This window comes from Curtobacterium aurantiacum (assembly GCF_018598555.1).
Lineage (GTDB): Bacteria > Actinomycetota > Actinomycetes > Actinomycetales > Microbacteriaceae > Curtobacterium > Curtobacterium aurantiacum.
The window spans coordinates 14,668-27,664 of the sequence record NZ_JAHEWN010000029.1 but is presented as its reverse complement, the minus strand read 5'-3'; the positions used below and the strand labels follow the sequence as shown (position 1 = coordinate 27,664).

Here is a 12,997-nt window from a genome sequence, read left to right as displayed (position 1 = left end):
TGGTGACCCCAGCGGGATTCGAACCCGCGTTACCGCCGTGAGAGGGCAGCGTACTAGGCCGCTATACGATGGGGCCGTTCCGACAACTCGACAAGTATTGCACAAGCCGCGCATCCGCACCAAAACGAGGCGTGTCGCCCGGGTGTGCCGCCATGCCCGAGCAGGCATACGGTGGGTCGATGACGGCGGACCACGATGCGATCGCAGCGGTTCGGCACGTCGGCAGCAGCCCCTCGGCCACCGTGCGGGTCGGGCTGTCGGGGTGGCAGTACGACGGCTGGCGCGGGGACTTCTACCCCGAGGGGCTCGCGAAGCGGCGGTGGCTCGAGCACGTGGCCGCACGGTTCCCGACCGTGGAGCTGAACGGATCCTTCTACTCGCTGCAGCGCCCGGCCCGGTACCGGGCGTGGCGCGCGGCCTCGGGCGGGCAGCCGTTCCGGTTCGCGGTGAAGGGTGGCCGGTACGTCACGCACATGCTCCGGCTGCGGAACGTCGAGACCGCACTGGCGAACTTCTTCGCCTCGGGCCCGCTCGAGCTCCGCGACACCCTCGGCCCGGTGCTCTGGCAGCTGCCCGAGCGGTTGCTGCCGACCCCCGAGGTGCTCGACGTGTTCCTCGGGCTGCTCCCCCGGACGCACGGTGCGGCCGCCGAGCTCGCGAGCCTCCACGACGACAAGGTCCCCGACGAACCGGACGGTCTCGTGCAGCCCGACGAACCGGGCCGGTCGATCGAGCACGCCCTGGAGGTTCGGGCGCCCGGCTTCGGGGACGAACACCTCGACGTGCTGCGCCGGCACCGCGTCGCCCTCGTCGACTCCCACGCCGGGGACTTCCCGCGCTTCCGGGCGGACACCGGGGCGCCGCTCGCGTACCTGCGGTTGCACGGTGCGCCGCGGACCTACCACGACGGGTACTCGCCGCAGGCACTCGGCAGCTGGGCGACGACGGTGCTCGAGCACGCCGACGCCGGCCGTGACGTGTACGTCTACTTCGACAACGACGCCGAGCGGCACGCCCCGTGGGACGCCCTGGCGCTCGACCGCCTGGTCGCGGAGCGACTGCGCCGCGCTTCGTGAGCAGGAATGGTCGCCTCGGGAGCACGGACCCGACCGTTCCTGCGCACGATGCGGACGGGAGGCCCGTGGCGGCCCCGCCACGGGCCTCCCGTCCGTGCGGAGCACGCTTCAGAGCGTCATCGACTCCCCCGGACGCAGCACGACGAGCGACCCGGCGGGCTCGACGGCCTCGCGCAGGCGTCCCGTGTGCATGCCGTACCCGACCTCGGAGAGCGTCGCCTCGTGGATCGGGTAGGCGCGTGCCGGGGCGATCGCGGCGACGTAGTCCATCATCTCGGCGACCTTGAGCCACGGCGCCCCGACGGGTGCTGCGAGGACCTCGACCGGGACGCCCGGGTCGGTGTAGGAGTCGCCCGGGTGGAACAGCCGACCGTTCACGAGCACGCCGGTGTTGTCGACGACCGGCACCGACGAGTGGATGAGCTGGTGGCGTGTGCCGTGGAAGCTGAGCGCGAACGGCCCGACCGTCCGGTGGTCGCCCTCGGTGACGACGTCGACCGGGATGCCGGCTTCGGCGAGCGCCGCGCGGACGCCCTCGGGCCCGATGACGACGGCGCCGGGGTTCGCGTCGAGGATGCGCCGGACCTGCTCGGGGGTGATGTGGTCCGGGTGCTCGTGCGTGACGACGACGGCGACGACCCCGGTCGCGTCGACCGGTCGCGTGAAGTTCCCGGGGTCGAGGACCAGGCGGACGTCCCCCTCGGTGATGACCTGGCAGGCGTGTTCGAGTTTGGTGACCTCCATGCGGGCGACCCTACGCGGCACCGTGCGGGCGGGGCCCCGTCGTCGCGCGGACGACCAGGTGTGCGGAGGCCGTCGACCCGGTGCCGCGGCGTCGAGCACCGGAACGACCGGTCGCGGTCGCCGCCCGGTGCGACCCGGGAGGCCCGTCAGCCGTCCGTCCCACCCGGCGCGTCGGTCGGTCCGTCCGGTCCACCGCGCCGGGGCGCGTGCGTCGGAACGCTCCGGTGCGCAGTGACGGCCGACCGCCGTCCGGTGTGTGGCGGTCGTCGCGCTGCCGGTGCGACCTCGTCCCAGCCGGCGTGCTGGTGCACCCGTCCGTCCGAGCCGGGTCGGGGTCGGCGACCGGTGGGGTCGGTGACCGCCGTGTGCACCGGGGGCACCGCGGGCGCAGCCCCCACACCCTGGGCGGGGTGCCCTCCGATGCCGCCCTGCGCCGTCGTCCGGCGGAGCACTGCGGCCCGCCACCGGTCGAGCGCCACGACACCGAGGACGCACACCAGCAGGGTGAGTGCCCAGCCGAGCGCCGGACGCCCGGTGAGCTCACAGAACACCGTGACGCCGAGGAACAGGACGCCGAACATCCCGACGAAGCCGATGGACTCCTCGATGTGGGCGGTGGGACGGGTGGGTCCACGCTGTGCCATGGTCGTCAGCCCTTCACGCCGCCGGCGGTGAGCCCCGCCACGATGCGCCGCTGGAAGATCAGCACGAGGACGACGAGTGGGATCGTGACGATCGTGCCGGCGGCCATCACCGCCGTGTAGGGCTCCTGGTGCGGCTGCGACCCGGCGAACGAGGCGATCGCCACCGTCACCGGCTGCGTCGCGTCGCTCGAGAGTTGCGACGAGATGAGGTACTCGTTCCAGCTCGAGATGAACGCCAGGATCGCCGTCGTGAACACCGCGGGTGCGGCCAGCGGCAGGATGATCCGGCGGAACGCCTGCACCCGGGTGCATCCGTCGATGCGTGCGGCCTCCTCGAGGTCCCACGGCATCTCGCGGAAGAACGACGCGAGCGTGTACACGGTCAGCGGCAGCACGAACGAGATGCTCGGCAGGATGAGGGCCTGGTACGACCCCATCCACCCGATGTCGGTGAACAGCTGGAACAGCGGCGAGATGAGGGCGACGCCGGGGAACATCGACGCCGCCAGGATCGCGCCGGCGATGAGCGACTTGCCGCGGAACTCGAGGCGGGCGAGGGCGTACGCCGCCGTCGTGCCGACGAGCAGGGCGATGATCGTCACGACACCGCCGATGAGCAGGCTGTTCGCGAGGGCACGTCCGAGGTGGTTGCCGAGCGAGGTGGAGAACGCCGTCGCGTAGTTGTCGAGCGTCACGTGGGTCGGCCACGGGGTGGCGTCGAACGTGAAGCCGACGTCGCGGAAGCTCGTGACCACCATCCAGTAGAACGGCAGGAGGCACCACACTGCGATGACGACTGCCTGCACCGCGGTGCGGATCCGCGGCCCGGTGTCCCGCCGCACCCGGACCTCGGTGCGGTCGACGGCACGGTCGCGGGAGCGGGCGGACGACCGGGGACGGTCTGCTGCGAGCGTCACTTGAGTTCACCCTTCTGCTGGGCGGCCTGCGTCTGCACGACGTTGGCGCCGAGGAACCGCACGAACAGGAACGCGACGACGAAGATCACCAGGAACGTGATGGTGGACAGCGCCGACGCGGAGTTGAAGCCCTGCCGGATCTGTTCGACGACCAGGATCGACAGCGTCGTGGTGGCGTTGCCGGAACCCCCGCCGCCGCCCGTCAGGATCTGCGGCAGGTCGTACATGCGCAGCGCGTCGAGCACGCGGAACAGGATCGCGACCATGAGTGCGGGCTTGATGAGCGGCAGGGTGATGAGCACGAACCGCTGGAAGGTCGAGGCGCCGTCCATCTTGCCGGCCTCGTAGACCTCCTCCGGGATCAGCTGGAGCCCGGCCAGGATGAGCAGCGCCATGAACGGGGTGGTCTTCCACGTGTCGGCGATGATCACCGCCCACCGGGACGCCCACTCACCGCTGGTCCAGAGGACCTGGTGGCCGATCACCTGGTTGAGGACGCCGTTCGCGTCGAAGATGAAGTACCAGAGCTTCGCGGTGACCGCGGTCGGGATCGCCCACGGCACCAGGATCGCGGCACGGACGAGGGCGCGGCCCCTGAAGTTGCGGTTCATGATGATGGCCATCCACACGCCGATCACCGTCTCGGCGAGCACGGTGACGACGGTGAAGAAGAACGTGTTGCCCATCGACACCCAGAACTGCGAGCCGAGGCTGCCGGGCGGGCAGGCGACCTCGCCGCACCGCTGGCCGAGCCAGTGCACGTAGTTGGTGACGCCGGCGAAGCCGCCCTCGACGAAGAGCTGGGTGGTCTTGTCGAGGCCCTGGTCGAGCTGGAACGACTGGATGACCGCGCCGACCACGGGGTACCCGATGACGACTGCCAGGAGCGCGATCGTCGGGCCGATGAGGTACACGGCCCAGCGGCCGTGCTCGGCGTTGAGCCCGCCTCTGCGCCGCTGGCGCTTCGGTCCCGTGCCCGTCGGGCTCGGGATGGCTGCGGGGATCTCGGTTGCTGCTGACACGTGTCGGCCTCCTTGCCGGGGTGTCGGAACGCGGGTGGGGACGGACAGGAGGCCCGTGGCGAGCCCGCCACGGGCCTCCTGTCCGTCGGGTGCGGCGTGCGCCGCGTTCCCCTAGCCGCTGGTCGCCGCGGTGAGGGCGTCCTGCATGTCCTTCGTGGCTTCGTCGACCGACTTCGATCCCTTGAGCGCCGCGTAGGTGTTGTCCTGGATCGCCTTCGTCACGGCCGGGTAGAACGGCGTGACCGGGCGCGGCTCGGCCGACTCGATCGACTTGAGCAGTGTCGGCAGGTAGGGCAGCTCCTTCGTGAGCTCGGGGTCGGTGTACAGGTCACCCACGACCGGGGCGAGCGAGCCCTGGGTCGCGAAGAACTTCTGCGTCTCGTCCGAGACCAGGAACTCGAGGAAGTCGTGGGCCGTCGCCTTGTGCTTCGAGTACACGCTGATCGCCGCGTTGTGCCCCCCGAGCGTCGAGGCACCGACGCCGTCGGCACCGGGGATCGGGGCGATGCCGAAGGTGTCCTTGACCTTCGACGAGCCGTCGGTCTTGGCCAGGCTGTAGACGTACGGCCAGTTGCGCAGGAACAGGAGCTTGCCGGCCTCGAACGCCGTGCGGCCCTGCTCCTCCTGGTAGGTGATCGCCTCGGCCGGGATGTTCCCGTCCTCGAACGCGTCGACCAGGTTCTGCAGCCCGGCCTTCGCCTCGTCGGTGTCGACGTCGGGCGCACCGTCGCTGCCGAGCACCGAACCACCGGAACCGTTGACCGCCTCGGACGCGTTGACGGTGAGACCCTCGTACTTCGCGAACTGCCCCGCGTAGCAGCCGATGCCGGCGTCCTTCGCGATCGTGCAGTCGTCCATCATCTCGTCCCACGTCGTCGGGGGCGTCTTGACAAGGTCCTTGCGGTAGTAGAGCAGTGCGCCGTCGGACGTCTGCGGTGCCGCGTAGAGGGTGTCGTTGTAGGTCGCGGTCTTCACCGTCGACGGCAGGAGCTTCGAGGTGTCGAGCTCCATGTCACCGGTGAGCGGGGTGAGCCACTTCTTCGCGGCGAACTCCGCGGTCCAGACGACGTCCACGTCGACGACGTCGTAGTTCTCGTCCTTGGCCTGGAAGTGCTGCACGAGGTCGTCGTGCTGCTGGTCGGCCTGGTCGGACTGCTCCTTGAAGGTGACCTTCTCGTCCGGGTGGGCCTTGTTCCACTTCGCGATCAGCGGGCGGACGACGTTCGAGTTGTCCTTGCCCTGCACGTAGGTGATGGGCCCGCGACTGTCCTGGCCGCTCTGGGCGCCGTCGTCCGCCGAGCTGCCGCTCGAGCAGCCGGTGAGCACGAGGCCGATGACCGCGATCCCCGCAACGGACGCGGACCGCACCCTGGCGCGTGTTGTCTTCACAGCGTTGTCTCCTCGTCGAGATCACCAGGGCGGGTCGGTCGGGTGACGACGGCACGGGCCCTGGAGCAGGCGACGCTGCCTGCTGGTGGAGGAAGCTACGCCCGCCCCGGCTGCACCACAACCGGTTGCACGACATCCGTGACCTGAGTGTGACCCTTGCGGTTCCCGAGACTTCCTGGATGAGCGCTCACCCTCGTTCGGGGCACACGCTCCGCACTGCGGAACCCCGCACGAACCCCGCCACTGCGCGGCCGCTCCGTTGTCCGGACACCACGGGCGGCCCTAGCGTCCCGACCATGACCCTGCACTCCTCCGTCACCGTGCCCGGCCCCCGTCGGGTCGTCAGCGTCGACCTCGACGCACCGCTGCCGCGCCTGGTCGCCGACGAGTCGGGGTCCTCCGCGCTCGTCGTCGGCTACCGCGACGGCTTCCCCGTCACGACCCTCGACGTGCTGCTCACCGCGGACCCGGCCGACGCCGCCCGTGCGATGGCGCCCCTGGTGGACGACCTCGCACGGACGTCCGGCGTTGTGGAGACCCCGATCCCCGACCTCGAGCTCCCGCTCATCTCGATCGTCGTGTCGACCATCGTCACCCGGGTCGAGGACATCCGGAAACTGCTCGACTTCCTCGAGCACCTCGACTACCCGCGGTACGAGGTCATCCTCGTCGACAACCGCGTGAAGCTGCCCGAGGTCGACGCACTGCCCGGGCTGCTCGAGAGCCGTGACGTCCGGCTGGTCACCGAGCGCCGGCCGGGCTGCTCCGCCGGTCGCAACGCCGGGGTCGCCGCGGCGCACGGCGAGATCATCGCGTTCACCGACGACGACGTCCGGGTCGACCCGCAGTGGCTCCGCTCCATCGGCACGCGCTTCGTCCGTGAGCCCGAGGTCGCCGCGGTCACCGGGATGATCCTGCCCGTCGAGCTCGAGACCCCCGCCCAGATCTGGTACGAGGCGTACTACGGCGGCTTCAGCGGCGAGCGCACCTTCCAGCCGGTGACGATCGTGCCGGACGACGTCCCCGGGGTGATGCGCCACGCGCAGGCCACGGCCGTCCGCCCCGACGGCTCGGTGCAGAAGCACTTCGCCGTGTACGGCATCGGCGGCTACGGCGCCGGCGCGAACTGGGCGGTCCGACGTTCCGCGTTCGACGCCGTCGGCGGGTTCGATCCCGTGCTCGGCGCCGGTGTGCCCGCCCGCGGTGGCGAGGACCTGGCGATCTTCATCGACATCCTGTGGAGCGGTGGTCGGATCGGCTTCGAACCCCGTGCGGTCGTGCACCACCGGCACCGGCAGGACCTCGCCGGGCTGCACGGCCAGCTGCACTCGAACGGCGTCGGGTTCACGGCGCTGATGTGCGAGCTCATCGCGAAGGACCGCCGGCACGCGCTGGTGCTCGCGCGGCTGATGCCCCGCGCCGGCAAGATCAAGCTGAAGCAGCTCGTGTCACGGCTGGCGGGCCGGCGTGACGCGGCGGCCGAGACCATCACCGAGGCCTCCACGACCCGCATCCCGCGCTCGCTGGCGTACCACGAGTTCCGCGGCTTCCCGGCGGGTCCGGCGGCGTACTTCCGCAGCCGTCGGTTCTGGCGCGAGGTCGAAGAGGGCCGCTTCCGCCCGTAGGCGGCGCGCAGGAGACGTCCGCACCGGACGGACGGGAGGCCCGTGGCAGCGTCGCCACGGGCCTCCCGTCCGTCCGGTGCGTGCGGTGCGGTGCAGGCGGCGCTTGCCGTGCGTGCCGCGCACGCGGCGCGCGGTCGCCCGCGCCGCGGTCACCCGCGCCGCGACCGCCCGACCACGTACCGCCACGGGCCGCCCAACGCCGCCACGAGCTCGACGCGCTTCAGGCCGGCCGTCGCCTCGCGGAACGCGTCGTCGACCGGCCACCCACCCACGGCGTCCACCGCGGCGGACACCTGGTCCGCGCCGGCCCCCTGGCCGAGCGCGCCGAGCTGCCGCAGCGCCCCGACCGCCCGACGGAGCACGGCCAGTGCGGTGCCCGGCCGCAGCATGAGCTTCGCGACCCATGCGCCGAGGCCCGTGCCGTAGCCCAACGCCTGCGAGCGCAGCGCCGCCCGGTCCGGCCGGTGCTTGTGCCAGACGACGGCCGAGGGCTCCACGGCGAGCGCGCCGCCGGAGAACAGCACCCGGGTGAACAGGTCGGGGTCCTCGCCGGCGCGGGCCAGGGTGCCCGGACCGAGTGCGACGTCGAACCCGCCCAGGGCGAGCGCGGCCGAGCGGCGGAGCGACATGTTGGCACCGGTGCCGAACGCGCCGACGGAGAACGGGAACAGCGGCAGGTCGGCCGGCGGCGCCGACGTGCGGAAGACCCGACGGTCGGTGTTGCGCGCCCAGGTGACGCGCTCGTCGAAGTACCGCTGCGTGGGGGTCCGGAGTTCACCGCTTGGCACGAGGCCGGTCACGCAGACGACGTCCGCGTCGCGGGCGTACGCGTCGGCGAGCGCTGCGAGCCAGTGCCGGTCGACGACCACGTCGTCGTCGACGAAGGCGACCACGACTCCGGACGCGAGGGCGAGTCCGGCGTTCCGTGCGCGCGAGACGCCGGGCCGGGCCTCCAGGACGTACCGCAGGCGCGGGTCCGCGAGCGACGCGACCACGTCGCGGGTGGCGGACGTGGTGGGCGCGTTGTCGACGACCAGGACCTCGAAGTCGTCGTGCTCGGACGCGAGCACCGAGCGCACGCAGCGGCGCAGGTCCTCCGGCCGGTCGCGGGTACCGATGACGACGGAGACGCGTCCGACCGGCGTCCCCGCGGGGGCGGCCGGGAGGCCCGTGGTGCGCAGCGCGCGCAGGGCCGGTCCCAGCTCGGCCGGGTCCACGCCGCCGCCCGCGTCGACGCTGACGTCGACGAAACCGGCGATCTCGCGTCCGTCGCGGACGAGCAGGCGGGCGCGGCCGAAGCCGGTGGCGTCGGCGAGTTCGACGGCGGACGCGGCGAGCGCCTCCTGTCGGTCGACGGCGCCGACCCAGGCTGCGCCGGCCCAGGCGGGCACGTCCGATGACGGCATCGCGGGCGTGAGCGTGAGCACGCGGGTGGTGGTGGCCTGCTGGTCGGTCATGCTCCGATGCTCCGGTGGGGCTGCAGCGGGGTCAACGGCGGCCGCACGCGGTTGCGGCGACGGTCGTCCGACTTGCGGTTTGCCGCCAGCACACGCCCCCGGACGGTAGGGTCGTGAGGACGACTCGGCGGCAGCACGCCGGGCACGAGGAGGACGCATGTCGATGGGCCCCACCGACGAGTTCGGCGCCGTGCTCCCCTCGGAACAGAGCGTCTTCGTGGTCGACGCCGTGACCTGTGTCTGCGGCCACGTGCAGGACGCCCACGAGCACTACCGTCCCGGCACGGACTGCGCCCTCTGCGACTGCCAGAAGTTCCGCCGAAAGCGCTGATCAGGCGCTTTCGAGCACTGGCCGATCGGGGGCGGTGCGGGAAACCGCCGCTTCCCCGCAGACGCGCACGGGTCGCCTTGTCGGCCCCGGAACGCCGCGGTTAGCGTCGCGTCCATGGCCATCTCCCCCGCGGTTCCCGCGTGCATCGTCCTCGCCCACGAGGACCCGGCACACGTGCGCCGACTCGTCGAGGCGCTCGACCCGTTCCCGGTGTTCCTGCACTGCGACGCGCGCACGCCCGAGACGGTGTTCCGCGCCATGACCGACGGGCTGCCCGACCGTGTCCGGCTGCTCCCCCGCATCCGCACCGGCTGGGCACGCTGGGAGAACGTCGCCGCCGAGGTGTCCGGCTACCGGGCGGCCCTGGCTTCGACCGATGCCTCGCACGTGGCCGTGCTGACCGGCAGCGACTACCCGCTCGCGAACCCGACCGAGATCTCGGCGCTGCTCGAGGCCCACCGCGAGCAGTCGTTCATCTCGGTCAGCCCGTTGCCGTTCGCACCGTGGGGCCGTGACGGCGGCATCTCCCGCATCCGCTTCCGGCACTGGGCGTGGCGGAAGCACATGCTCCGGCTGCCGGTCCCCCGCCGCGTGCCGGCGAACGTCTCCTTCGCCGGCGGCTCGCAGCTCAAGGTCCTCGCGCGCCAGCACGCCGCCGCCGTCGTGGACACCGTCGACCAGCGCCCCGACCTGGTCCGGTTCTGGCAGCGCACCTGGGTCGCCGATGAGACCTTCGTGCCGTCGGTGCTCAACTCACCGTCGCTGACGCCGGGGTTCGCCGACGAGCACGTCTCCCAGCCGCTCTGGTGGATCGGGTGGGACGGCACGGCGCGGAAGAGCCCGCCGTGGTTGACCGTCGCCGACGCGGGGCAGCTGCTCGAGCGTCGGACGGACGCGGACGTCGAGGTGCAGCACCTGTTCGCGCGGAAGTTCTCGACCGACCGGAGCGCCGACCTGCTCGACGTCGTGGACGCCGCCTTCGGGCTGCGCCAGGGCGCGGGCGCGTCGACGGCGTCGGGGTCGGCGTCGGCGCGGCGGGACGCGGCAGCGGTGGTCGCGCCGTGAGCTTCCCCCCGCAGACCCGCCGCGAGGCCCGTGCAGCGCGCGAGGCACCCGTACCCGTCGCCGCCGTGCCCGAGTCGCTCGACACCGGTTCGGTCGCGGTGCGGAAGGGCGCATCCGTCCTGTTCGGCCGCGGCCTGCTCTACGTCGTCGTCTGGTCGATGCAGCTCGTCGTCTCGTCGCTCATCTCCCCGGTGCTCGCGCACCTCATGCCACCGGCCGAGTTCGGCGTCCTCGCCTCGGCCATCGCCCTGTACCAGGCCCTCGTCGTCCTGGCGGTCCTCGGCATCGACCAGGCGTCGGTGCTGCAGCGCGCCGAGGACGGCGACGACCGCCGGGCGCGCGGTCTCCTGGCCGTCGGCATGATCACCGCGAGCATCGTCACCGTCGCCGCGCTCACCACGATCCCCGTCTGGGCCGACGCCGCCGGCTTCGTCGGCAACCACCCACTGCTCCTCGTCGCGGTGCTCTGGACCGGCCCGGCCGCGATCGTGCAGATCTCCCTGGCGCTGCTCGTCGCCCAGGACCGCATCCGGGTCTTCGCGGTGACGAGCCTGCTGTCCTCGATCGGCGGCTCCGTCATCGGCCTCGGGCTCCTCACCTGGGTGCAGGCCGACGCGACCACCTACGCGTGGGGTGGCGTCGTCGCCCAGGGCGTGGCGATGGTCATCGGCATCGCGGCGACCCGTCCGCGTCTCGCCGGCCTGTTCGACGGCAGGACCACGGTCCGCGCGTTCCGCCTCGGCGTCCCGATCGCCCTCGGCAACCTGTCGTACTTCGTGCTGAACGCCGGCGACCGGATCGTCGTGCAGCGGCTGCTCGGCCCGGACGAGGTGGCCCGTTACCAGATCGCCTACGTCGTCGGCTCGGCCGTCATCCTGCTCCTCACCTTCACCAACCAGGCGTGGGCGCCGCACTTCGCCGCCCTCCGCGACCCGGTCGCCCGCCGGCAGCTCGCGATGCACTCCCGCGACGAGCTGTACAAGATGCTCGCGCCGGTCCTGCTCGCGGTGACCCTGGTGTCACCGGTGGCGCTGCCGATCCTCGCCCCGGCGTCGTACCGGGTGCAGGAGCTCTCGGTCGTCGTCTTCGTCGTCGCGATCACCGCGTTCCCCGTCGTCGCCAGCGGCGCGACCGGACGCCTGCTCCTGGTCGAACGCCGCGGTGTGGCCGTCGGGGTGATCGCCGCGATCGCCGGGGCCGTGAACATCGGCGCGAACCTCGTGCTCGTGCCCGTGCTCGGCATCGCCGGCGCCGGCCTCGCCACCGTCGTCGCCTACGTGATCCTGGCCGCCATGCAGCTCCTGGCCCTGCCGGACCGCCGCGAGTGGCGTGGACCGGGCGCCCGGATCGTCCTGACGACCCTCGCCGCGCTCGCCGTGGCCGCCGCGTCCCTGCTCCTGCCACAGGACGTGCTCTGGAACTGGGTCCGCGTCGCCGGGGTGGTCGCGTGCTTCCCCTGGTTCCTCCGCCGACTGAAGACCGCAAGGGGTGGTGTCTCGTGAGACCGCGACAGGCTGCGAACGACGGCACCCGCCGGCTCCGTGTCGGCGTCCTGGTGACCGGACTCGCCATCACCGGCGGACTCGAGCGCTGTGTGCTCGAGGACACCCGCGAGCTCGTCGCCGCCGGGCACGAGGTCGAGGTCTGGCACCGGAACGCCCGGTCCCCGCGCGCGGCCGAGGGTCCGCTGCCCTACGAGGCGATGGGCGTGAAGCTGGTGGAGGCCACCGACTACCGGTTCGGGGTCATGACAGCGCTCCGCGATGCCTGGCGCTTCGCCCGTGAGGGGCTGCGGATCCGACGATCGCACCTCAACGTCCTGTGGTTGAACCGGCCCGAGTACCTGCCGTTCGGCCGGGTCGCGTCGCTGGTCTCCGGAGTCCCGCTCGCGGTGCACCTGCACCACGCCCCGAACTACCGCCGGCTCGGACCGATCGCGGGCGGCCGCACCCGCTACTTCGCCGTCTCACACGCGATGGCCCGAGCCTGGGCGGAGGCCGGCGTACCGACGGACCGCATCACGATCGTGCCGAACGGCGTCGACACCGGCGCGTTCCCGGCCGCGACGCCGGCGTCGGTGCACGATGCCCGCGCGGCCCTCGGCATCCCCGAGGGCACCCCGACGGTGCTCTACTACGGTCGGCTCACCCGGTCGAAGGGCGTGCTCGCCCTCCTGGAGGCATGGGGTCGCGTCCGCACGGCCGCTGCGGCACGCGTGCCGGTCACCACTCCCGCCGTGGCCGGTCACGCGGCGCCCGCGCCGCTCCTCGTACTGGCCGGTGCGCTCTACCCGGAGGAGGCGGACGCCGTGCACGCCGCGATCGCCGCGCTCCCCGCCGGTTCCGTGCTCGTGCTGCCCGAGCGGGACGACGTCGTCCCGCTCCTGCACGCCGCCGACGTCGTGGTGGCGCCGTCCATCGAGCCCGAGGGCTTCGGGCGGGTCGTGGTCGAGGCGATGTCCGCCGGCCGTCCCGTCGTCGCGGCGGCGTCCGGCGGCACCGGGGAGATCCTGTCGGGAGACTGGGCGCGGTACACCGTCGACCCGGCCGACCCCGACGCGCTGGCGGAGAGGCTGCTCGACACCCTCGACGACACCGCGATCGACCCGTCCCTCGCCGAACGGTGTCGCGCGTGGGTCCGTGACCGCTACGGGCGCGAGCCGCACGTGCGAGCGCTGCTGCTGGCACTGCTGGCGCACGCCCGGCGCTGACCGGGCCGGGCCCGACG

At 72.4% G+C, this 12,997-nt stretch carries 12 protein-coding genes and 1 tRNA gene; 6 read left to right on the top strand and 7 right to left on the bottom strand.

Annotated elements, in window-relative coordinates:
- A tRNA-Glu gene (locus KK087_RS16785) sits at positions 1-76 on the bottom strand.
- Positions 77-179: 103 nt separating this feature from the next.
- On the opposite strand from KK087_RS16785, the gene KK087_RS16780 reads away from it, so the two are divergent.
- Positions 180-1,076, top strand: coding sequence for a DUF72 domain-containing protein (locus KK087_RS16780; protein WP_214566789.1), 897 nt, complete (start codon positions 180-182; stop codon positions 1,074-1,076).
- Positions 1,077-1,184: 108 nt separating this feature from the next.
- Here KK087_RS16780 and KK087_RS16775 read toward each other — a convergent pair whose 3' ends face one another.
- From KK087_RS16775 to KK087_RS16755, 5 genes are all read right to left on the bottom strand, one after another.
- On the bottom strand, positions 1,185-1,820 hold the full coding sequence (locus KK087_RS16775; RefSeq protein WP_214566787.1) for an MBL fold metallo-hydrolase: 636 nt from the start codon (positions 1,818-1,820) through the stop codon (positions 1,185-1,187).
- A gap of 146 nt (positions 1,821-1,966) precedes the next feature.
- Positions 1,967-2,464: a hypothetical protein gene (locus KK087_RS16770; RefSeq protein WP_214566785.1), complete on the bottom strand. Its 498-nt coding sequence runs from the start codon at positions 2,462-2,464 to the stop codon at positions 1,967-1,969.
- A gap of 5 nt (positions 2,465-2,469) precedes the next feature.
- Positions 2,470-3,381 carry a carbohydrate ABC transporter permease gene (locus KK087_RS16765; RefSeq protein WP_214544369.1) on the bottom strand — a complete coding sequence of 304 codons (912 nt, stop codon included), beginning with the start codon at positions 3,379-3,381 and terminating at the stop codon, positions 2,470-2,472.
- Positions 3,378-4,403 (bottom strand): carbohydrate ABC transporter permease, encoded by a 1,026-nt coding sequence (locus KK087_RS16760; RefSeq protein WP_214531523.1) that lies wholly within the window; start codon positions 4,401-4,403, stop codon positions 3,378-3,380. The genes KK087_RS16765 and KK087_RS16760 overlap by 4 nt, the downstream gene beginning before the upstream one ends.
- 111 nt (positions 4,404-4,514) lie before the next feature.
- Positions 4,515-5,792, bottom strand: a complete 1,278-nt coding sequence (locus tag KK087_RS16755; RefSeq protein ID WP_214566784.1) for an ABC transporter substrate-binding protein — start codon at positions 5,790-5,792, stop codon at positions 4,515-4,517.
- Positions 5,793-6,088: 296 nt separating this feature from the next.
- Here KK087_RS16755 and KK087_RS16750 point away from each other — a divergent pair, with 296 nt between their 5' ends.
- Positions 6,089-7,417 carry a glycosyltransferase gene (locus KK087_RS16750; protein ID WP_214566783.1) on the top strand — a complete coding sequence of 443 codons (1,329 nt, stop codon included), beginning with the start codon at positions 6,089-6,091 and terminating at the stop codon, positions 7,415-7,417.
- A 149-nt stretch (positions 7,418-7,566) separates the two neighbouring features.
- Here the strand turns inward: KK087_RS16750 and KK087_RS16745 are convergent, their stop codons facing one another.
- Positions 7,567-8,874: a glycosyltransferase family 2 protein gene (locus KK087_RS16745; protein WP_214566782.1), complete on the bottom strand. Its 1,308-nt coding sequence runs from the start codon at positions 8,872-8,874 to the stop codon at positions 7,567-7,569.
- 157 nt (positions 8,875-9,031) lie between these two features.
- Between KK087_RS16745 and KK087_RS16740 the strand changes: the two genes are divergently transcribed.
- From KK087_RS16740 to KK087_RS16725, 4 genes are all read left to right on the top strand, one after another.
- On the top strand, positions 9,032-9,205 hold the full coding sequence (locus tag KK087_RS16740) for a hypothetical protein (RefSeq protein WP_214531527.1): 174 nt from the start codon (positions 9,032-9,034) through the stop codon (positions 9,203-9,205).
- 114 nt (positions 9,206-9,319) lie between these two features.
- The gene (locus KK087_RS16735; protein WP_214566781.1) at positions 9,320-10,270 is read left to right on the top strand and encodes a beta-1,6-N-acetylglucosaminyltransferase; all 951 of its coding nucleotides are present in this window, start codon (positions 9,320-9,322) and stop codon (positions 10,268-10,270) included.
- The gene (locus KK087_RS16730) at positions 10,267-11,772 is read left to right on the top strand and encodes a lipopolysaccharide biosynthesis protein (protein WP_214531529.1); all 1,506 of its coding nucleotides are present in this window, start codon (positions 10,267-10,269) and stop codon (positions 11,770-11,772) included. Before KK087_RS16735 ends, KK087_RS16730 begins: the two co-directional genes overlap by 4 nt.
- Entirely contained in the window at positions 11,769-12,980 is a 1,212-nt protein-coding gene (locus KK087_RS16725) for a glycosyltransferase family 4 protein (protein WP_214566779.1), read from the top strand. Before KK087_RS16730 ends, KK087_RS16725 begins: the two co-directional genes overlap by 4 nt.
- Positions 12,981-12,997 lie beyond the last annotated feature (17 nt).